We start from the raw sequence: 17,653 nt of genomic DNA on the forward strand, positions 1-17,653 counted from the left end.
GGAGGTCCCGTCTTGCCGCTCGACACCGCGTTTCCCACGATCATCCAGGGCGGTATGGGGGTCGGCGTGTCCGGATGGCGGCTGGCGCGGGCCGTCTCCACCACCGGGCAGCTCGGTGTCGTGTCCGGCGTCGCCCTGGACGTCGTGCTGGCCCGCCGGTTGCAACAGGGCGATCCGGGCGGTGACCTGCGCCGCGCCCTGGACGCCTTCCCCTTCCCCGAGGTCGCGGAACGGATCTGGAGGCGCTACCACGTGCCCGGCGGCATCCTGCCCGGCGAGCCGTACCGGCCGGTGCCCAGGCTCGGGCTGCGCCCGCACTCCGGCCGGACCGAACTGACCGTGGCCGCCAACTTCGCCGAGGTGTTCCTGGCCCGCGAAGGTCACGACGGCCCGGTCGGCGTCAACTACCTGGAGAAGATCCAGCTGGCCACGCCCGCGGCGGTCTACGGCGCCATGCTCGCCGGTGTCGACTACGTGCTCATGGGCGCGGGCATCCCCTCGGAGATCCCCGGCCTGCTCGACGCCCTCTCCGCCCACCGGCCCGCCGAGATCTCGGTCACCGTCGCCGGGGCCGAGTCCGGGCGGCGGCACACCGTCGGCGTCGACCCCGCCGCCCTGTACGGCCCCCTCAGGCCGCCCCCGCTCAAACGCCCCCGCCTCCTGGCCGTCGTCTCCTCCGACGTGCTGGCCGTCTATCTGGCCAGGAGGCCCGAGACACGGCCCGACGGGTTCGTGGTCGAGGGTCCCGTCGCCGGTGGCCACAGCGCCCCGCCCCGGGGCAGGCTCCGTCTCGACGAGGAGGGCGAACCTCTCTACGGTCCCCGCGACCGGGTGGACACCGGGAGGATCGCCGCACTCGGGCTGCCGTTCTGGCTGGCCGGTGGCCAGGCAGGGCGGCGAGGGCTGGCGCGGGCGCTGCGGGCGGGCGCCACCGGCGTCCAGGTGGGTACGGCCTTCGCCCTGTGCAGGGAGTCCGGCCTTGAGGAGACGCTCCGGCGCCGTCTGCTGGACGCCGCCTCCGGCGGCACCCTGCCGGTCCGCAACGACCCCGGCGCCTCACCGGCCGGGTTCCCCTTCAAGGTCGCCTCCCTGCCCGGCACCGTGGCCGACCCCGACGTCTACGCCGCCCGGCCGCGTCTGTGCGACATGGGGCACCTGCGCGCGCCGTACCTCAAGGCCGACGGTGAGGTCGGTTACCGCTGCCCGGCGGAGCCGGTCGAGACCTACGTCCGCAAGAACCGGCCGGAGAGCGACACGGCCGGCCGCAGGTGCCTGTGCAACGGGCTCGTCAGCGCGATCGGGCTCGGGCAGCGCCGCCTCGACGGCTACGCCGAGCCCGCCCTGCTCACCCTCGGCCAGGACCTCGGGTTCCTGCGTGACCTGCCCGGCGACTACACGGCCGCGGACGTCGTCGCCCACCTTCTTCACGAGTCCGAGGGCGGCCTGGGCTGACATCCCGGACATCCCGGACGCCGGGGTGATCGGGGCGGGTGAGGGTCGCCTCACCCGCCCCGGCACGATCAGGTCATCTGGACGCAGGCGTTGTAGGTGGCGCTCGCCCGCTCGGCGGCGGCGAGCTCGCCCATGCCGGTGGAGCGCCAGAGCTGGTAGGCGTAGTTGGCCGCCTGCACGCAGTCGGTGCCGGCGCCGGCCGGTGCGGCGGAGATCGCGAGCGTGGCCGTGGTGGACACGGTGACCAGGGCCGCCGCGATCAGGGGGCGGATACGCATGGTGCGGGTTCCTTTCCGGGGTGGGGGGTCACAGGCGGCACGGCGCTCCGGCGGACCCGGGCGAGGGGCCCGTGCCCCGGCTGAGCCGTGCCTGACCTGTGTGTGAGGAACGGACCGGCCGGGCTACTTGGGGTCGACGCCGGGCGCGTGGCAGGCGGGGCCGTTCGGGCCGGTGGTGCAGGGCTGCGGAGGCTGGGCCTGCGCCTGGGCCGGGAGGGACAGTGCCCCCACGAAGGCCACGGCCGACAGCGTGACGGCGACGACGGTGAACGCGGGACGAAGACGGGTCACGTGGACTCCTGTGCTGGATACGCGAAGAACGCGGCGTGCGGATTCTGTGGCTGCGGTCACCGGACGCCCCGATGATCTCCGGTGCCGCACTGCTGATTCTCGGCCGGTGATCGCGCTCCCGGTTCCTCCCGCCGGATGATCTCCCGTCTACCCTCCTGGGCGGAGGTCCTACGGCCCTCGTCTGACACGGCCGCGCCGCGCGTGTGCCGATCGACCGCACTCGAAGCGGGGCGACCGCCGCCGTGACCGGCCGGTGGGCGGCCACCGCGGCGACGGCGGCCTCGACGGTCCTGGGCACCACGACGCCGATGGGGACCTGCCGGTGGTTCGGGGCGTCCGTCGAGTAGGCGCCGCGGGATCCGGCGTCGAAGCGGACCTCGCCGTCCACCTCCGCCGACAGGTCGCCTTCGAGTGCCGCGACGTCGACGGCGAGGGCCGGAACGCGTGTCACGGGGCCGGGCAGGACCACCTGGGCGGTCATGACCTGAGCTCACTGATCTTGTCGCGGGCGACGGTGGCGAGGGTGGCCACCTTGTGCGGCTGACCGCGCAGGAAGGCCTCGGTGAAGTGCTTGGCCTGCTCGTAGCTCACCTTCCCCGGCATCGGCGGCTCGTTCGGGTTGACGTCCACGTCCACCAGGGCGGGGCCGGGGTGGGCGAGTGCCTCGCGCACGGCGCCTGCCACCTCACCGGGGGCGGTGACCTTCGCACCGTAGGCGCCGCAGCCCCGGGCCCAGGAGGAGAAGTCCGCCTCGGGCTGCCGGTGCCGTACCGCGTACTCCGGGTAGCCCAGGACGATCTGCTCCCAGAGGATCTGCCCGTAGGCGTTGTTGTTGTTGACGACCACCTTGATCGGCAGCTCGTGCCGTACGGCGGTGAGGAACTCGGCCATCAGCATCGCGAACCCGCCGTCCCCGACGAAGGCGATCACCTGCCGCCCGGGGAAGGCGTGCTGCATGGCGATCGCGTACGGCAGGCCGGGCGCCATCGTGGCCAGGTTGCCCGACAGGTAGAAGCGCCGGTCGCCGCGGATCGTCCAGTGCCTGGCCGCCCAGGTGGCGATCGTGCCGGAGTCGCAGGTGAGGATCGCGTCCTCGGCCGCCAGTTCGTCGAGGCATCCCATGAGGTACTGCGGGGCGATCGGTTCCCGGCTCGCGTCGCACAACGCGGCCATCCTCGCCCGCCAGGAGTCCATCTCACCCCGGTACCTGGCCAGGAACGAGCCGTCCGTCCCGGTCAGCAGCGGCAGCAGCGCCCGCAGCGCCAGTTTGGCGTCGGCGGCGACCGGCGCCTCGACGGGCAGCCGCAGCCCGATCAGCGCGGGGTCGACGTCGATCTGCGCCACCCGCGCCTTGCCGGGTTCGGGGAGGTACTTGCCGTAGGGGAAGGACGTGCCGACCATGAGCAGCGTGTCGCACTCCTCCATGGCCTCCTCGCTGGGTTTCGTCCCCAGCAGCCCGATGCCCCCGGTGGTCACCGGGTGGTCGTCGGGGACCACCGCCTTGCCCGGGAGGGTCTTCACCACCGGCGCGCCGAGCCTCTCGGCGACCGCGATCACCTCGTCGCGGGCGTGCAGGGCCCCGGCGCCCACCAGGATCACCGGTTTGCTCGCGGCGTTGAGCACCTGTGCCGCCGCGCGCAGCGCCTCCTCCTCGGGGGGCGGCGGCGGGCGGTCGAGTGTGGGCAGGCTCGACGGCGGCGCGCCCGGCGCGGGGTGCCGGTAGGGGTCCTGCTCGACCGGCGCGATCTGGATGTCGTTGGGGAACGTCAGGTGCGACACGGTCCGCCCGGCCAGTGCCTCGCGGATCGCCAGGTCGACCACGCCCGGCATCTGCTGCGGGTTGGTGATCATCAGGTTGTATCCGGCGATGTCCTGGTACAGCCGGTCCAGGTGCACCTCCTGCTGGTAGTGGCTGCCCAGCAGGGAGGTCTCCTGCATTCCGGTGATCGCCAGCACCGGCACGTGGTCCAGCTTGGCGTCGTAGAGGCCGTTGAGCAGGTGGATGCCTCCCGGCCCCGACGTGGCCACGCAGACCCCCAGCCTGCCGGTCGCCTTGGCGTATCCGGTGGCCATGAAGGCCGCCGCCTCCTCGTGGTGCACCAGGAGGAACCTCAGCTTGTCCTGGTGGCGCCGGAAGCCTTCCATCAGGCCGTTGATGCCGTCCCCGGGAAGTCCGAAGACGGTGTCGACGCCCCAGTCGATGAGCCGTTCGGCGAGGCTCTCTCCCACGATCTCGCGCATGGCGTCCCCCGATCCGCAGGTCAGGGCCCGCCCTACCCCCACCCCGGCACATCAAACGACAAAGCATGACAACTCGGACATAGGATTGCGCGCGCCCACCGGGAACAACGGCGGGCGTCCGGACTCCCCCACCGGCCGGATCCACGATCGGGCCGGAACCGGCGGAGAGGAGGACGCCGTGACCACGGTCGAGGAGATCACCGCGGCCGTCTGCACCGTGCCCACCGACGCCGAACTGGCCGGGCAGCTCGGCGGCTGGGTCCACCGGGACGGCATCCCCAGGGTGAAGCTCAAGATAGGGCGGGGCAGGGACGTCCGTCCGGTACGGCGGGCACGTGAGGCGATCGGCGCGGAGGCGGAGCTGTACGTCGACGCCAACGGCGCCTACACCGCCAAGGAGGCGATCCGGCTCGCCGCCGAGCTTGAGGAGTGGGACGTGCGCTGGTTCGAGGAGCCGGTCTCCTCCGACGACCTCTCCGGGCTGCGCCGGGTGCGCGAGGCCGTACAGGCCGACGTCGCCGCGGGCGAGTACGGCTACGACCTGCGCTACTTCCGGCGCATGGCCGGTGCCGTCGACTGCCTCCAGGCCGACGTCACCCGCTGCGGCGGCCTCCCGCGGTGGCGGTGCGCCGCGACGGTCGCCGCCGCCTGGAACCTGCAGGTCTCCGGCCACTGCGCGCCGCAGCTGCACCTGCATGTCGCGCTGTCCACACCGAACACGCGCCATCTGGATGAGAGCCGCTCCCGGGGTAGTGGGAACGGCATGCACGAACTGCGCCACAGCGACCCGGCCGAGCCCGGCATCACCCGCAGACGCCGCGGGCGCTCCTTCTCCTACGCCTACGCCGACGGGCGCCCGGTCAGGGACCGTGGGACGCTCGCCAGGATCAGGGCGCTCGCGCTGCCACCCGCCTGGCGGGAGGTGTGGATCTGCCGCGACGCGGAAGGCCACATCCAGGCCGTGGGCACCGACGCGGCCGGGCGGCGGCAGTACCGCTACCACGACGTCTGGCGTGAGGAGCAGGACCGGCTCAAGTTCGCCCGGGTCGCCGAGCTGGCGGAGAGGCTGCCGGACTTCCGCAAGAAGGTGCAGGCCGACCTCGACCAGCCAGGCCTGACGCGCGAGCGGGTGCTGGCCGCCGCGGCCCGCATGCTCGACATCGGGCTGTTCCGGGTGGGCGGCGAGGCGTACGAGTCCTTCGGGCTGGCGACGATGCGGATGGAGCACGTGACCTGCTCACGCGGACGGGTCTCCTTCCGCTACCCGGCGAAGGGCAACAGGCTGCGCGAGGTCGAACTGGACGATCCGGACGTGTGCGAGGTCGTCACCGCGTTGCGCGGAACCGGCGCCAAGGGTGAGCTGCTGCGCTACGAGGACGACGGCTCCTGGGTCGACGTCCGCAGCGACGACATCAACGCCTACCTGCGTGAACGCATGGAGACCGAGGTCAGCGCCAAGGACTTCCGTACCTGGCACGCCACGGTGTACGCCGCCGTCGGCCTGGCGGTCTCGCGGCGGGTCCGCAGCCGGGCCGGGCGCCGCAGGGCCGTCGCCCGTGTCATGCGGGAGGTCGCCGGGCACCTGGGCAACACCCCCGCGGTCGCCCGCGCCTCCTATGTCGACCCCCGCGTCGTCACCGCCTACGAACGGGGCAGGACCATCCACCGGGCGCTGACCGACCTCGGCGAGGCCGACGGCCCGGCCACGCACGGCGCGGCGGAACGCGCGGTCATCGACCTTCTCAAACACCCCTGAACCGGCCGCTCCTGGGTAGCGATACAGGATGCGGACGACACAGCCTCCACGGATCACCCGGCCGGTGATGTACCACGGGTGGTCCCAGATGACCTTCATCCACTGGCGCTACTCCCCCGCCCAGGTCCAGGCGCTGCTTCCCGGCTGGCTCACGGCCGAGGAGTTCGACGGTTCGGCGTGGGTCGGCCTGACGCCCTTCCTCATGGAGGACGTACGGGTGCCCGGAACACCGGCCCTGCCATGGCTGTCGCGGTTCCCGGAGACGAACGTGCGCACCTACGTGCGGGACGCGCGGGGGCGCCGCGGCCTGTGGTTCCTGTCGCTGGACGCCGGGCGGCTCCTTCCCGCCCTGGGCGGCAGGGCCGGTTACGGGCTGCCCTACCACTGGTCCGACATGTCCGTGCGCGTCGAGGGGGAACGGCGGGCCTACCGCTGCCGGCGCCGGCTGATCGGCCCCGCGGGCGCCCGGTGCGACGCCGACGTGGAACTCGGCGCCCCGCTGCTCGACACCGAGCGGGACGAACTCACCGACTTCCTCACCGAGCGCTACCGGCTGTTCACCGTCGTCGGAGGCAGGCCTGCCCACGCCGAGGTCGAGCACCGGCCGTGGCCGTTGCGCCGCGCCCGCCTGGTCCGTCTCGACCAGGACCTCCTGCGGGCCGGGGGCCTTCCCTCCCCCGAGGGTGATCCGCTCCTGCACGCCTCCTCGGGGGTGCGGGTCCGGGTGGGGATGTGGAACCTGTCCTGACGGCCGCTCACGCGCGCTCACCGGTCAGCGCGGAACGCAGGCCCTCCGGCCCGTCGTACCGGCGGCCCTCCGTGCCGTGCCACTCGACGAGCAGGACGGTGGCGTCGTCCTGCAGACGGCCGCCGTGGTAGTCCAGCACGGCGTGGGTCAGGCGGCGCAGCGTCTCGGGCACCGGCAGGCCCGCGGCGTCGTGACGGACGACGAAGTCGACGAACCGTTGCAGCCCGAACTCCTGGGCGGTACGGCCCCTGGCCTCGGTGATGCCGTCGGTGTACAGCAGCACCCGGTCCCCGGGTTCCAGCTGTTCCCGGCACGAGGTGACCGGCAGGTTCAGGTTCAGCCCCATGGGGTGGGCCGGGACGCACCGCAGGGTGGTGACCCAGCGACCGTGGCGGATCACCACCGGCGGGTGGTGGCCGCGGTTGACCCAGCCGAACAGGCCGGTGGTCATGTCCAGGTCGGCCATGATCGCGGTGACGAACCGGGTGGTCCTGCCGAACTCGCCGATCAGCACACGTTCGATCGCCTCGCTGTTGTCCGCCAGTCCCATGCCCTGACGGCGGTGGTTCCGGCAGGCGGCCATCGCGAGGTTGGCGGTCAGCCCCGCCGAGGTGTCGTGTCCCATGGCGTCGAAGACGGCCAGATGCAGGGTCTCACCGGCGATGGCGTAGTCGAAGGCGTCCCCGCCGACCTCGTAGGCCGGTTCCATGACCGCGCTGACCGTGACCCGGCGGTTGGCGAAGGTGAGCGGCGGCATCAGGTTCCACTGCATCTCCGCGGCCACGTTCATCGGCCGGGTGCGCACCAACCGGGCGTAGGAGTCGCTGTGCTCGCGGTAACTGACCAGCAGCAACGCCACCATCGAGGCCAGATGCCGCATGGCGTCCCGATCCGCCTGGTCGTCCTCCGGCGGCCGGACGCGCAGCACGCCCAGCCGTCCCGTGCCGTCCAGCACCGGCACCCACCAGTGGTCCGCCCGCCCGTCGGCGCCGGCCTTGGCCAGCGGGCGCACCTCCTGGAAGGCGCGCCCGGCCAGGGTGGCGTCGATGCGCAGTTCCTCCGGTTCCCCACCGGCCTCCTCCGGCCCGGCCAGGGGCCGCAGCACCGTCTGCTGGAGGTCGGCCAGGTAGATCGCCACCTCCCGAAGTCCCGCGCGGGCGGCGTACTCGCTGACCAGGAACGGCAGGCGCTCCAGTTCCGCCAGATGACTGGCCTCCAGCAGGCCGGTCAGCATCCCCGTGACATCGCGTGAGGAGGACATCGGCCACCCCCTGTCCGCATCGTGGCCGGCCGCGTCAGCCTGTGGCGCCTCCCCACCCCGAGCGACTTGTCGTTAATCATCACTAAAGACGGGATTCCCGGATTCCGGGGAACGCAACGTCGCCCTCGAAGGTCGCACGCCTTGCCGGACGCGTCCGGCAAGGCCGGTGTAAGACCGGGTCACGAGAGCCGGGTCCGTTCCCCAAGGAAGGACACCGCCCGGTTGACACCTCATCGGGAGGGTATGGAGGGCGCGCCTCACACCCTACAGAGGAGGGACGAGATGTCCTTCAATCCGTTGCGGGAACGCGGCATTCCGTTGGACCGGCAGCTACGCAACTGGCGTGAACTGGACGTGACGCCGATCGACCCCGACCACACCGACCCGTACACCCGGTGCCGGATCATCACGATGAACGGCATCGAGGTCGAGGCGATCCTGTTCAGCCACCAGTTCTCCCGGCACTGCCCGGACCCGGCGGTCAAGCAGCAGCTGGCGCAGGTCCGCTACATCGAGGCCCAGCAGCAGAAGGCCGTCAACTGGCTGCTGCCGGGGCTCGCCTCGGTGCTGGAGACCACCATCGCCTACGAGCAGGTCGCGGTCGACCTGACCGCCTGGGTGGCCCGATCCGAACCCGACCCCTACCTCAAGCAGGCCTACCAGTTCGGCGTGCTTGAGGACTTCGATCACCTGTACCGCTACGCCAACCTGTACGAGATGATCGAGCACCGCAGGGCCGAGAAGATCGTCGACAACCTGACGGAGGTCATGCCGGGCAGACCGACCTACCTGCACCACCGGCACCCGATCGACAATCTGCGCGAGCCGTACGACAGGTCCGCCGCCGCGCCGATCTCCAAGCTGCACGCGCTGACCATCATGTCCGCCGAGCAGCAGACCATGAACTTCTACATGAACGTCGGGCCGACCTACATGGAGCCGATCGCCCGCCGGCTCTACCAGGAGATCGGGCTGGTCGAGGAGGAGCACGTCACCCACTACGAGTCCCTGGTCGATCCCGGCGAGACCTGGTGGGAGATGCTGCTCAACCACGAGTACAACGAGTGCTACCTGTACCACTCGTTCATGGAGACCGAGTCCGACCCCAGGGTCAAGGCGATCTGGGAACTGCACCTGAACATGGAGCTCGAACACCTGCGCATCGCCGCCGAGCTGTTCGAGCGGCACGACGGCCGTGACCCCCAGGAGGTCGTCGCCCCCGCGCTGCCCGCACCGGTGACCTTCGAGCCGAACAAGGCCTACCTGCGCGAACTGCTGGCCACCCAGATCGACTACACCACCCTCGGCACCGGTTACGTCCAGGAGGCGCACGAGCGTTTCGAGAGGTGGCAGGAGGAGATCATGGGCGGGGAGCGGCCGCCCAGCGAGATCGTCATGGACGACAACCGCGCCAAGTCCGGCGAGGAGTACCGGCTGGAGACCGAGGGACCGCACCCGGTGCCCAGTCTGCGCGCCGGCCGCAGGCTCGGCTGAGCGGGACCTCCGCACCGGACGTCCGGGGCTCCGCCGCCACGGCCCGGTGATCACGGGACCGTGGCGGCGGAGGGATCTTTCCGAACGGCGGCGCCGTTGCGTCAGCCCTTTCCACCCATGGCGTCACGGATGACGTCACGAACCCGGTCCATGATCGCGGTCGGGGTGCCGACCAGCAGGTTCTTGACCGCCGACTCCACGCCCGGATGCGGGTGGGTCGGCGCCATCGCCTCGGCCGCCTTCACTCCGGCCGCCATCGCGCGCCGTTCCGCCTCGGTGGTCTCCGCCCGTAGCCTGACGAACTCGTACCGCTCCTCGGCACGGGCGTGGGCGGTCACCGCCTCGCGCAGCGTGGTCAGGTTCGCCGGGAAGGCGGGATCGGTGGTCCCCGCCTTCTCCATCCGGGTGAGCAGCCGTTTGGCCTCGTTCTCCTCGGCCAGCCGGTCCTCGACCACCTCCTCACCGCCGTCGATCTTACGGCGGGCGTACGGGTGGACGACCTCCTCCTCCGCCGTCTCGTGTACGGCCAGCAGCCGCACCAGCCGCCGGAACGGCTCGTCCCGCTCCCCCTCGGCCGCCCGCTCGACCTCGTCGAAAAGGTCACGGATCAGGGCGTGCTGCCGCAGCAGCAGGTCGATCACGTCGTTCTCCCCCATGAGCTCGGGGATGGTCTGAGCCTGGCTCATAGAACTCTCCCTTCGGTACGGCTGGCCGTACCCCCACCCGCTCCCCTTATCTGCGGCACGCCCGCGCCGCGTGGAAAACCTCTCCATCCACGGCCTGACGGGCAGGAAAAGGGTCCGGGCGGAGGCTCATGAGGGGTGGCGGGCATGCCCGGCGGGCGACTCGGCGACTTACGGCATTTGTCAACCTTTGCCGCAAGGATCGACTGGAAGTGGTTAATCGCCCCCAGCACCCGGAAAGTAGTGCCGGTATCCATGGGGAGGAGAGACGTCGATGGGCCACCCTCAGGAGACCACCGTTCGCGCGGCGCGGACCGGACACGTCCCCGGTGGCGGAGAACCGTCCGCGGGACGCCGGGTACCGCGGCGGGAACCAGGGGTATGAGGCGATCCGCCGGTTCGCGGGCCGGCCTTCCGGTCGTCCGGACGTTCCGCGAGCTGGTCGACCTGGTCACCGAACGTCCGGGGTTGTTCGTCCGCTACTCTCACGGGCCCGAGCGTGACGCCGAGGAGAGCAGCCGCGACTACGAGGCCGACGTGGACCTGCCCGGCCTGTCGGTCACGACCATCGGCCCGGAGCCGTGGTGGACCAGGCCCGCCGAGGACTGGATCGCACGGCGGCTCTGCAAGTACGGCGACCTGGACGAGGGGCAGGAGGAGCGCCGTCGCCCGTGGCTGCTGGAGGGACGTGTCGTCGCCTCCGGCCCCGACCACGAACCTCTGGTCGTGGACACCGTACCGGTGGCGTGGATCGGCGAGAGCGCGATCGCCGAGGCGAAACGCCGCTACCGGCGGTGCTTCCAGGTCGGCCAGGACTCCACGTAGCGCCTGCGGCCGCTCAGGGAGCCTCCGGTGGCGCCGGCCAGACTCCGATGGCGAGTTCGGCCACCGGGCGCAGGTCGGCGGCGGTCGCGCCGTCGGCCGCCTGTTGTGACAGACCCTGGAGAGCGGCTCCGAAGTACCGGGCCAGGGCCCGGGTGTCGACGGAGTCCGGCAACTCGCCCGCGCGGACGGCCTCGTCGAGACGGGCCGTGAAGACGGCGACGTTGGCGTTGCGGATGTCGCGGAGGAAGGCCTCGATGTCGGCGTCCCTCGGGTTGACGTTGGTCGCCGAGCGAATGATCAGGCAGCCCGCCGGGTGGGACGGGTCGGTGTAGGCCTCGGCGGCCTCGCGCAGGATGCGCGCGAAGGCGCCGCGGGCGGTGCGCTCCTCACGCAGGGCGATCTTCGCGAAGGTGGCGGGCGCCGCCCTCTGGTAGGCGACGACGGCCTCCTTGAACAGGGACTTCTTGTCACCGAAGGCCGCGTAGAGGCTCGCGGGCCTGATGTTCATCGCCTCCGTCAGGTCACTGACCGAAGTGGCCTCGTAGCCGCGGTCCCAGAACAGGCGGACGGCCTTGGCCAGCGCCTCGTCACGGTCGAAGGTGCGGGGGCGGCCCCGGCGGCTCTCGGTCATGACACAAATTCTAGAGCACTCATTCAATAATCCGTGCTACCGTATTTTTTGAGCAATCACTCAACAAAGGAGTTTCGTCATGGGACGTCTCACGGACAAGGTCGCGCTGGTCACCGGGGGCAGCCGGGGTATCGGCCGGGCCGTCGCGCGACGGCTGGCGGGCGACGGGGCCACCGTCGTGCTGACCTACGCCCAGGACGGCGCGGCGGCGGCGGAGACCGTCGAGAGCATCGAGAAGGACGGCGGACGGGCCTTCGCCCTCCGCGCCGAACTGGGCGAGCACGGCGACGCCGAGGCCATGTGGGCGGCCTTCGACGCCGTGACCGGCGACGCCCGGGTCGACATCCTGGTCAACAACGCCGGCATCGGGCGCAGCGCCGGCATCGCTACCCTCACCGAGGAGGAGTTCGACAAGGTGTTCGCGGTGAACGTCCGCGCACCGTTCTTCGTCGTCCAGCACGCGCTGCCCCGGCTCAACGACGGCGGCCGGATCATCAACGTCTCCAGCGGCGCGGCCCGTATGGCGTTGCCCGAGATCATCGCCTACAGCTCGACCAAGGGCGCGCTGGACACCTTCACCCTCAACCTCGCCAAGGCGCTCGGCCCGCGCGGGATCACCGTCAACTCGGTCGCACCGGGGATCATCGACACCGACGTCAACGCGGGCTGGCTGCGCGCCGATCCCGAGGCCTGGGAGCGGGCCGCGGCCCTGTCGGCGCTCGGCCGGGTCGGCACCCCCGAGGACGTCGCGGACATCGTGGCCTTCCTCGCCTCCGACGACGCCCGCTGGGTGAGCGGCCGGGTCGTCGACGCCACGGGCGGCTCCGGCCTGTGAAGGGCATCGTTTGCTTGACCTGTTCGGGGGTAGAGCACGGCCCTGTCGCGGGGAGGTTCTCGTGCGAGTCCGTCCTCGGAGGTGCCGTTGACCGTCCCTCGCCCAGCCGCCGTCCTGTTCGACCGTGACGGCACACTGATCGTCGACGTCCCCTACAACGCCGATCCGCACCGGGTACGGCCGATGCCCGGGGCCCGGCGGGCGCTCGCCCGGCTGCGCGGGGCGGGCGTGCCCGTCGGGGTGGTCACCAACCAGTCGGGGGTGGCCAGGGGACTCATCGGCGCGCGGGAACTGCGCGCGGTGAACGCCCGCGTCGAGGAGATCCTCGGCCCGTTCGACGTGTGGGCGGTCTGCCCCCACGGCGAGCACGACGGATGCGGCTGCCGCAAGCCCGCTCCCGGGCTCGTCCTTCGGGCGGCGGCCGTCCTCGGGGTGAACGTCCGCGACTGCGTGGTCATCGGGGACATCGGGCGCGACGTGGAGGCCGCCCGAGCCGCCGGGGCCCGCGGCATCCTCGTCCCCACCCCCGTCACCCTTGCCGAGGAGGTGGCCGCGGCGCCCGAGGTCGCCGCCGATCTCCCCGGCGCCGTCGAACGGGCGCTGCGCCCGCCTCCTGACACGTCCACCGACCCCGGGGAACCGACATGAGAATCCTGCTGTGGCACGTGCACGGTTCCTGGACCACCGCGTTCGTCCAGGGCGACCACGACTACCTGGTGCCGCTCGTGCCCGACCGTGGCCCCGACGGACGTGGCCGGGCACGGACCTACCCCTGGCCGGATCCGGTGCACGAGGTCTCCTGGGACCGGCTGCGCGAGGAGGAGGTCGACCTGGTCGTCCTGCAACGGCCGCACGAGCTCGAACTCGCCGAGGACTGGCTGGGCCGCCGTCCCGGGCGGGACGTGCCCGCCGTCTACGTCGAGCACAACACCCCCGTGGGCGACGTCCCGCGCACCCGCCATCCCCTCGCCGGGCAGTCCGGCGTCCCCGTCGTCCACGTGACCCACTTCAACGACCTGTTCTGGGACTGCGGCCGGGCGCCGACACACGTGATCGAGCACGGCGTCGTGGACCCCGGTCACCGCTACACCGGCGAGCTACCGCGTGCGGGGGTCGTCGTCAACGAGCCCGTCAGGCGCGAGCGGGTCGCCGGGACCGACCTGCTCCCTCTGTTCGCCGCGACCGTACCGCTCGACGTCTTCGGCATGCGGACCACCGGCCTGCCGGAGGCACTGGGGGTGCCCGCCGGGACGTTCGAGGACCTTCCCCAGCGGGCGATGCACGCCGAACTGGCCCGGCGCCGCGTCTACCTGCACCCCTACCGGTGGACCTCGCTCGGCCTGTCCCTCATCGAGGCCATGCTGCTCGGCATGCCCGTCGTGGCGCTGGCCACCACGGAGGCCGTGGAGGCCGTCCCCGCCGGAGCGGGGGTGATCTCGACCCGCGTCGCCACCCTGACCGCCGCCCTGAAGTCCTTCGCCTCCGACGCCGCCCTGGCGAGGCGGACGGGCGAGGCCGCCAGGCGTGCCGCCCTCGCCCGGTACGGCCTGGGCCGTTTCCTGTCCGACTGGGACCTCCTGCTCACGCGAACGGCCTGAGGGGCCCCGCGGGCGTGCGTGGGGCTCAGGCGCCCCCGGTCTCCCGTGGCCGGTCATGGCGCCGTTCGGGTCGTTCCAGTGAGTCACGGGCCGCCTCCACCCACGGCGGCAGTGTCCGGCGGCTCGCCAGCGCGGCGGGCAGCCTTCCCACGGCGTCCCGGATTCCCCGCAGCCCCGCGGGCCCGCCACGCGCGGCCGACGACACCGCACGCGCGACCACCGGCCACGGCCGCCGCATGACGGCGGTGAGGACGGCGTTGCGGGCGGCCAGCGCCCGCCTGCCCCCGGGGTCCCGCGCCGGGGAGGGATGGTGGTGGGCGACCACGGTCTCGACATAGGCCAGTCCCCATCCGGCCGCCGCCAGGTCCAGGGCCAGGCGTTCCTCCTCCCCGAAGAAGAACACCACCTTGTCGAAGCCTCCGGCGGCCAGGTAGGCCTCCCGCCGTACCACCGCCCCGCACGCCAGGAAACCCAGCACGCTCGGCCCCGGCAGGTCCGGCTCCGCACCCAGCGGACCGGCGGCCATCTCCGCGCAGACCGGGTCGGGCCGGCCCTCGGGGCCGACCAGGACGCGCCCGGCCAGCACCGCCAGCCGGGGATGGGCGTCCAGCACGTCGGCGGCCCGTTCCAGGGCGCCCTCGGCCCACCAGGAGTCGTCGTCGGCGAAGGCGACGTAGGGCGTCCCGGCGAGCCGTACCCCCAGATTCCTGGCGGGCGCGCCCAGGTTTCGTCCCAGCTCGACGACCCGCACGTGCGCGAGGCGCCGTCGTGCCATCTCCGCGCTGCCGTCGGCCGAGCCGTTGTCCAGCAGGATCACCGGCCCCTCGTGGCGAGGCAGGGAGCGCTCAAGCTCGGCGCGGCGGTCGCGGCTGGCGACCACGACCGTCACTCTCGGCCCGTCCGCCCCGTTCCTCTCCGGCGTCGTGTCGCCCATCTCCGGCGGGCCCCCTTCCCGGGTACGGCGGGGCCGTACCCGCCGGTCAGTCCCGCTGCTCCCCACCGCCGAACCCGAGCGTTTCGGCGATCTCCTCGACGTTGGCGAAGGTCCGGTCGGGCAGCGCCCGCAGGGCGGAGAGCACCGGATCCGGCGCGGACTGCGCCTCGGCGCGGGCCAGCAGGGTCGCGCGGTCGGCGGGAAACGCGTGGGTGCCGCTGATCCAGCGGGCCAGGACGCTACGGCTGTCCACCTCCTGCGGGGTCATCTCCTCCGGGGAGCCCGGTTCGTGCCCGGGTGGCCGGGGCCCCGGGGCCAGATCCCTCTCGCCGGGGGCGTCGAGGGGCTCCGGCTCCTTCCACTCCTCGACGCTGCTGTCCTCTCCTCCTTGGACGATGCCCTGAGCCTCGTGTTTCTGCTCGTCGTCCAGCCGCGGACCGTGCTTGGTGCTTCCCCGTTCCATCTCTGGTCCCCCTTCCGAGTTCATACTCCTGCCCCTGCCCCGTATGCCGGCGGCTACCCACCACCGGACCGCCGAGCGGCGTGGCCGGGACAGGCGCCGCCCCCGGAGACGGATCTCCAGGGGCGGCCGTACGGTGCCTATCCCTGGATGAGCGGGAGGTGGCGCACCCCCGTCAGAGAGGGGGTGGGGATGAACAGCACGGGGTCGTCCGGGTCGGTCCGCAGGGTTTCGAAGCGGTCGAGCAGGATGTCCAGCGCGACCCGTCCCTCCAGCCTGGCCAGTGGCGCGCCCAGGCAGAAGTGGATGCCCCGGCCGAACCCGAGGTGCGGGTTGGGGTCACGGCCCGGGTTGAAGACGCCGGGATCGGGGAACTGGCGCGGGTCCCGGTTGGCCACCGCGAGCCAGACCATGACCATCTTGTCGGCCGGGATCGTCACGCCGCCCAGTTCGGCCTCCCGGGTGGTGGCGCGGCCGAGAAGGGCGAAGGGGGTCATGTACCGGATCGCCTCCTCGATGACGGCCGGGATCGAGGACCGGTCGGCGCGCACCTTGGCCTGCTGCTCGGGGAAGGCGTCCAGGCACAGCACCGTGTTGCCGAGCAGCATCGTCGTGGTGATGTGTCCCGCGAGCAGCAGGATGATCGCGAAGTTGACCACCTGGTCGTCGGGCAGGCGTTCGCCGTCCACCTCGGCCTGGACCAGCCTGGTGAGCAGGTCGGCGCGCGGCTGCCGCCTGCGTTCGGCCGCGTGGGCGGCGAGGTAGGCGGTCATCTCCCGCCACGGTTTCAACGTGGCCGCGACGTCCGCCTTGCGCTCCTCCTCCGAGCGGTTGAGCGAGATCTCGGCGTCACGCTGGAACAGCGCGTCGGCCCACTGCTTGAACAGGGCGCGGTCGCCGCTGGGCACGCCGAGCAGCTCGGCGATGACGATGACCGGCAGCGGATAGGCCAGGTCGCGCACGAGCTCGAAGCGGTCCTGCTCACGTGCCGCGTCGAGCAGTTCGTTGGTGAGGGCGGCGATCCTCGGTTCGAGGTCCGCCACGACCTTCCTGGTGAAGGCGTTGCTGACCAGCTTGCGCAGTTTGCCGTGCTCCGGCGGGTCGATCTGGGTGATGAAGCCGTCCAGCGAGAACTCCTCGCCGAACGACATCTCCTGGGGAATCACCCGCATGGTGTCGGAGGAGTACGTCGCGGGGTCGCTGAAGACCTCGTGCGTCTCCTGGTATCCGTAGACGTTCCACAGCCCGGTCCGGCTGTCGAACTCGACCGCCGGGCCCGATCGGGGCCCGTGCAGCCAGAAGTGCTGTTTGGGGATGTCGTACCGTTCGACGATGCCTGACATCGCCTCTCCTTGGTTGAGGATCCCTCTGCCTGATGCGGTACGTCAGGACGTCTTCTCGCGGTACTCCTTCCAGCGCTCGAGCATCCCGTCCGCGTCCTGCAGGACGAAGGCGTAGAAGTCCCGGGTCTCCTTCAGCCGGGCGCGCTGGTCCGGCCGGTCGTCGCCGACGATCGACAGTCCGAGGTCGAGCGTGTCGAGGCTCTGCCTGACGGCGGCCAGCTGGGCCCGCACGATCTCGGCCCACTCGCCGCTGGCCGTCCGGTAGCGGTGTTCACGGGTGGCGGTCGGAACGCGCTCCGCCATCCCGCTCAGCTCCAGCTGCCTGGCGACCGTGCTGACCGCGGTCTTGCTCACGCCCAGTTCGGCCGCCAGCTCGGTGAGGGACCTGTCGGGCGGGTCGCAGATCATGAGCCACGCGTGCAGGCGGCCCATCGTGCGCGTCCTGCCCATACGCTCCATGATCAGCCCCATGCGATCGACGAACTCGGTCTCCGAAGGGTCCACAAGCGCCAACTCCGCAATGAACGTCAAGTACGTACTTTACGAAGTGTACGCCTCTTTCCGGCGGGAGTGAAGGACCGCGCGTCCACCCTCCGCCGGAACCCGCCGGGCTCCATGAGTGACGTAGATCACACTTCATCCGCCGGATGCGCGACGGGCCGGGACATGATCCGCGAAACCCCAGGTCCCACCCGCGAACGGAGACATCCGTCACACACGGGACGAGCCGGACCGGCCGGACCCGTGGCGTCAATCGCCCGTTCACGGTTGACGCGCTTTCTTGACATGTCGCATGCTCTTGAAGTCGAACATATTCACTCGC

The 17,653-nt window shown here is 71.7% G+C and carries 19 protein-coding genes; 9 read left to right on the plus strand and 10 right to left on the minus strand.

Features of this window, described 5'->3' with window-relative positions:
• Nucleotides 1–12: 12 nt before the first annotated feature.
• Nucleotides 13–1,452, plus strand: a complete 1,440-nt coding sequence (locus ABZ463_RS14345) for a nitronate monooxygenase (RefSeq protein ID WP_362776166.1) — start codon at nucleotides 13–15, stop codon at nucleotides 1,450–1,452.
• A 68-nt stretch (nucleotides 1,453–1,520) separates the two neighbouring features.
• Here ABZ463_RS14345 and ABZ463_RS14350 read toward each other — a convergent pair whose 3' ends face one another.
• Both ABZ463_RS14350 and ABZ463_RS14355 read right to left on the minus strand, forming a co-directional pair.
• Nucleotides 1,521–1,730, minus strand: a complete 210-nt coding sequence (locus ABZ463_RS14350) for a hypothetical protein (RefSeq protein WP_352011889.1) — start codon at nucleotides 1,728–1,730, stop codon at nucleotides 1,521–1,523.
• Between the two features lie 123 nt (nucleotides 1,731–1,853).
• Nucleotides 1,854–2,021 (minus strand): hypothetical protein, encoded by a 168-nt coding sequence (locus tag ABZ463_RS14355; RefSeq protein WP_362776168.1) that lies wholly within the window; start codon nucleotides 2,019–2,021, stop codon nucleotides 1,854–1,856.
• 203 nt (nucleotides 2,022–2,224) lie between these two features.
• Between ABZ463_RS14355 and ABZ463_RS14360 the strand changes: the two genes are divergently transcribed.
• On the plus strand, nucleotides 2,225–2,368 hold the full coding sequence (locus ABZ463_RS14360) for a hypothetical protein (protein WP_362776170.1): 144 nt from the start codon (nucleotides 2,225–2,227) through the stop codon (nucleotides 2,366–2,368).
• A gap of 130 nt (nucleotides 2,369–2,498) precedes the next feature.
• On the opposite strand, the gene ABZ463_RS14365 is transcribed toward ABZ463_RS14360, so the two are convergent.
• Nucleotides 2,499–4,262 (minus strand): thiamine pyrophosphate-dependent enzyme, encoded by a 1,764-nt coding sequence (locus tag ABZ463_RS14365; protein ID WP_362776172.1) that lies wholly within the window; start codon nucleotides 4,260–4,262, stop codon nucleotides 2,499–2,501.
• Between the two features lie 178 nt (nucleotides 4,263–4,440).
• Here ABZ463_RS14365 and ABZ463_RS14370 point away from each other — a divergent pair, with 178 nt between their 5' ends.
• Together ABZ463_RS14370 and ABZ463_RS14375 are read left to right on the plus strand one after the other, a co-directional pair.
• A complete protein-coding gene (locus tag ABZ463_RS14370; protein WP_362776174.1) occupies nucleotides 4,441–6,018 on the plus strand; it encodes an enolase C-terminal domain-like protein in 1,578 nt (525 codons plus the stop codon).
• 88 nt (nucleotides 6,019–6,106) lie between these two features.
• A complete protein-coding gene (locus ABZ463_RS14375) occupies nucleotides 6,107–6,766 on the plus strand; it encodes a DUF2071 domain-containing protein (RefSeq protein WP_352011884.1) in 660 nt (219 codons plus the stop codon).
• A gap of 7 nt (nucleotides 6,767–6,773) precedes the next feature.
• Here the strand turns inward: ABZ463_RS14375 and ABZ463_RS14380 are convergent, their stop codons facing one another.
• Nucleotides 6,774–8,027: a PP2C family protein-serine/threonine phosphatase gene (locus ABZ463_RS14380; RefSeq protein WP_352011883.1), complete on the minus strand. Its 1,254-nt coding sequence runs from the start codon at nucleotides 8,025–8,027 to the stop codon at nucleotides 6,774–6,776.
• A 282-nt stretch (nucleotides 8,028–8,309) separates the two neighbouring features.
• Here ABZ463_RS14380 and ABZ463_RS14385 point away from each other — a divergent pair, with 282 nt between their 5' ends.
• Nucleotides 8,310–9,521: a hypothetical protein gene (locus ABZ463_RS14385; protein WP_362776177.1), complete on the plus strand. Its 1,212-nt coding sequence runs from the start codon at nucleotides 8,310–8,312 to the stop codon at nucleotides 9,519–9,521.
• Nucleotides 9,522–9,622: 101 nt separating this feature from the next.
• On the opposite strand, the gene ABZ463_RS14390 is transcribed toward ABZ463_RS14385, so the two are convergent.
• Nucleotides 9,623–10,207 (minus strand): hemerythrin domain-containing protein, encoded by a 585-nt coding sequence (locus tag ABZ463_RS14390; protein WP_362776179.1) that lies wholly within the window; start codon nucleotides 10,205–10,207, stop codon nucleotides 9,623–9,625.
• Nucleotides 10,208–10,585: 378 nt separating this feature from the next.
• Here ABZ463_RS14390 and ABZ463_RS14395 point away from each other — a divergent pair, with 378 nt between their 5' ends.
• Entirely contained in the window at nucleotides 10,586–11,029 is a 444-nt protein-coding gene (locus ABZ463_RS14395) for a DUF6098 family protein (RefSeq protein ID WP_362776181.1), read from the plus strand.
• Between the two features lie 13 nt (nucleotides 11,030–11,042).
• On the opposite strand, the gene ABZ463_RS14400 is transcribed toward ABZ463_RS14395, so the two are convergent.
• A complete protein-coding gene (locus ABZ463_RS14400; protein ID WP_352011879.1) occupies nucleotides 11,043–11,660 on the minus strand; it encodes a TetR/AcrR family transcriptional regulator in 618 nt (205 codons plus the stop codon).
• Between the two features lie 79 nt (nucleotides 11,661–11,739).
• On the opposite strand from ABZ463_RS14400, the gene ABZ463_RS14405 reads away from it, so the two are divergent.
• The 3 genes from ABZ463_RS14405 to ABZ463_RS14415 all read left to right on the plus strand — a co-directional run bounded on the left by ABZ463_RS14405 (nucleotide 11,740) and on the right by ABZ463_RS14415 (nucleotide 14,093).
• Nucleotides 11,740–12,495 carry a glucose 1-dehydrogenase gene (locus ABZ463_RS14405; protein ID WP_362776183.1) on the plus strand — a complete coding sequence of 252 codons (756 nt, stop codon included), beginning with the start codon at nucleotides 11,740–11,742 and terminating at the stop codon, nucleotides 12,493–12,495.
• Nucleotides 12,496–12,582: 87 nt separating this feature from the next.
• Nucleotides 12,583–13,143 carry an HAD-IIIA family hydrolase gene (locus ABZ463_RS14410; RefSeq protein WP_352011877.1) on the plus strand — a complete coding sequence of 187 codons (561 nt, stop codon included), beginning with the start codon at nucleotides 12,583–12,585 and terminating at the stop codon, nucleotides 13,141–13,143.
• Nucleotides 13,140–14,093, plus strand: a complete 954-nt coding sequence (locus tag ABZ463_RS14415) for a glycosyltransferase (protein WP_362776185.1) — start codon at nucleotides 13,140–13,142, stop codon at nucleotides 14,091–14,093. Before ABZ463_RS14410 ends, ABZ463_RS14415 begins: the two co-directional genes overlap by 4 nt.
• A gap of 25 nt (nucleotides 14,094–14,118) precedes the next feature.
• Here the strand turns inward: ABZ463_RS14415 and ABZ463_RS14420 are convergent, their stop codons facing one another.
• The 4 genes from ABZ463_RS14420 to ABZ463_RS14435 all read right to left on the minus strand — a co-directional run bounded on the left by ABZ463_RS14420 (nucleotide 14,119) and on the right by ABZ463_RS14435 (nucleotide 17,361).
• Nucleotides 14,119–15,027, minus strand: a complete 909-nt coding sequence (locus tag ABZ463_RS14420; protein ID WP_362776187.1) for a glycosyltransferase — start codon at nucleotides 15,025–15,027, stop codon at nucleotides 14,119–14,121.
• 46 nt (nucleotides 15,028–15,073) lie between these two features.
• Nucleotides 15,074–15,490: a DUF2795 domain-containing protein gene (locus tag ABZ463_RS14425; protein WP_362776189.1), complete on the minus strand. Its 417-nt coding sequence runs from the start codon at nucleotides 15,488–15,490 to the stop codon at nucleotides 15,074–15,076.
• 137 nt (nucleotides 15,491–15,627) lie between these two features.
• Nucleotides 15,628–16,830 carry a cytochrome P450 gene (locus tag ABZ463_RS14430; protein ID WP_362776191.1) on the minus strand — a complete coding sequence of 401 codons (1,203 nt, stop codon included), beginning with the start codon at nucleotides 16,828–16,830 and terminating at the stop codon, nucleotides 15,628–15,630.
• A 42-nt stretch (nucleotides 16,831–16,872) separates the two neighbouring features.
• The gene (locus ABZ463_RS14435) at nucleotides 16,873–17,361 is read right to left on the minus strand and encodes a hypothetical protein (RefSeq protein WP_352011872.1); all 489 of its coding nucleotides are present in this window, start codon (nucleotides 17,359–17,361) and stop codon (nucleotides 16,873–16,875) included.
• Nucleotides 17,362–17,653 lie beyond the last annotated feature (292 nt).

It is taken from the genome of Streptosporangium sp. NPDC020145 (assembly GCF_040631275.1).
Lineage (GTDB): Bacteria > Actinomycetota > Actinomycetes > Streptosporangiales > Streptosporangiaceae > Streptosporangium.

Excerpts from the sequence above, each read along its gene's own strand:
- ABZ463_RS14405 (WP_362776183.1), top strand. The coding sequence starts at position 11,740 with ATGGGACGTCTCACGGACAAGGTCGCGCTGGTCACCGGGGGCAGCCGG.
- ABZ463_RS14430 (WP_362776191.1), bottom strand. The coding sequence starts at position 16,830 with ATGTCAGGCATCGTCGAACGGTACGACATCCCCAAACAGCACTTCTGG.
- ABZ463_RS14385 (WP_362776177.1), top strand. The coding sequence starts at position 8,310 with ATGTCCTTCAATCCGTTGCGGGAACGCGGCATTCCGTTGGACCGGCAG.
- ABZ463_RS14400 (WP_352011879.1), bottom strand. The coding sequence starts at position 11,660 with ATGACCGAGAGCCGCCGGGGCCGCCCCCGCACCTTCGACCGTGACGAG.
- ABZ463_RS14390 (WP_362776179.1), bottom strand. The coding sequence starts at position 10,207 with ATGAGCCAGGCTCAGACCATCCCCGAGCTCATGGGGGAGAACGACGTG.
- ABZ463_RS14425 (WP_362776189.1), bottom strand. The coding sequence starts at position 15,490 with ATGGAACGGGGAAGCACCAAGCACGGTCCGCGGCTGGACGACGAGCAG.
- ABZ463_RS14375 (WP_352011884.1), top strand. The coding sequence starts at position 6,107 with ATGACCTTCATCCACTGGCGCTACTCCCCCGCCCAGGTCCAGGCGCTG.
- ABZ463_RS14395 (WP_362776181.1), top strand. The coding sequence starts at position 10,586 with ATGAGGCGATCCGCCGGTTCGCGGGCCGGCCTTCCGGTCGTCCGGACG.
- ABZ463_RS14380 (WP_352011883.1), bottom strand. The coding sequence starts at position 8,027 with ATGTCCTCCTCACGCGATGTCACGGGGATGCTGACCGGCCTGCTGGAG.
- ABZ463_RS14420 (WP_362776187.1), bottom strand. The coding sequence starts at position 15,027 with ATGGGCGACACGACGCCGGAGAGGAACGGGGCGGACGGGCCGAGAGTG.
- ABZ463_RS14415 (WP_362776185.1), top strand. The coding sequence starts at position 13,140 with ATGAGAATCCTGCTGTGGCACGTGCACGGTTCCTGGACCACCGCGTTC.
- ABZ463_RS14365 (WP_362776172.1), bottom strand. The coding sequence starts at position 4,262 with ATGCGCGAGATCGTGGGAGAGAGCCTCGCCGAACGGCTCATCGACTGG.
- ABZ463_RS14350 (WP_352011889.1), bottom strand. The coding sequence starts at position 1,730 with ATGCGTATCCGCCCCCTGATCGCGGCGGCCCTGGTCACCGTGTCCACC.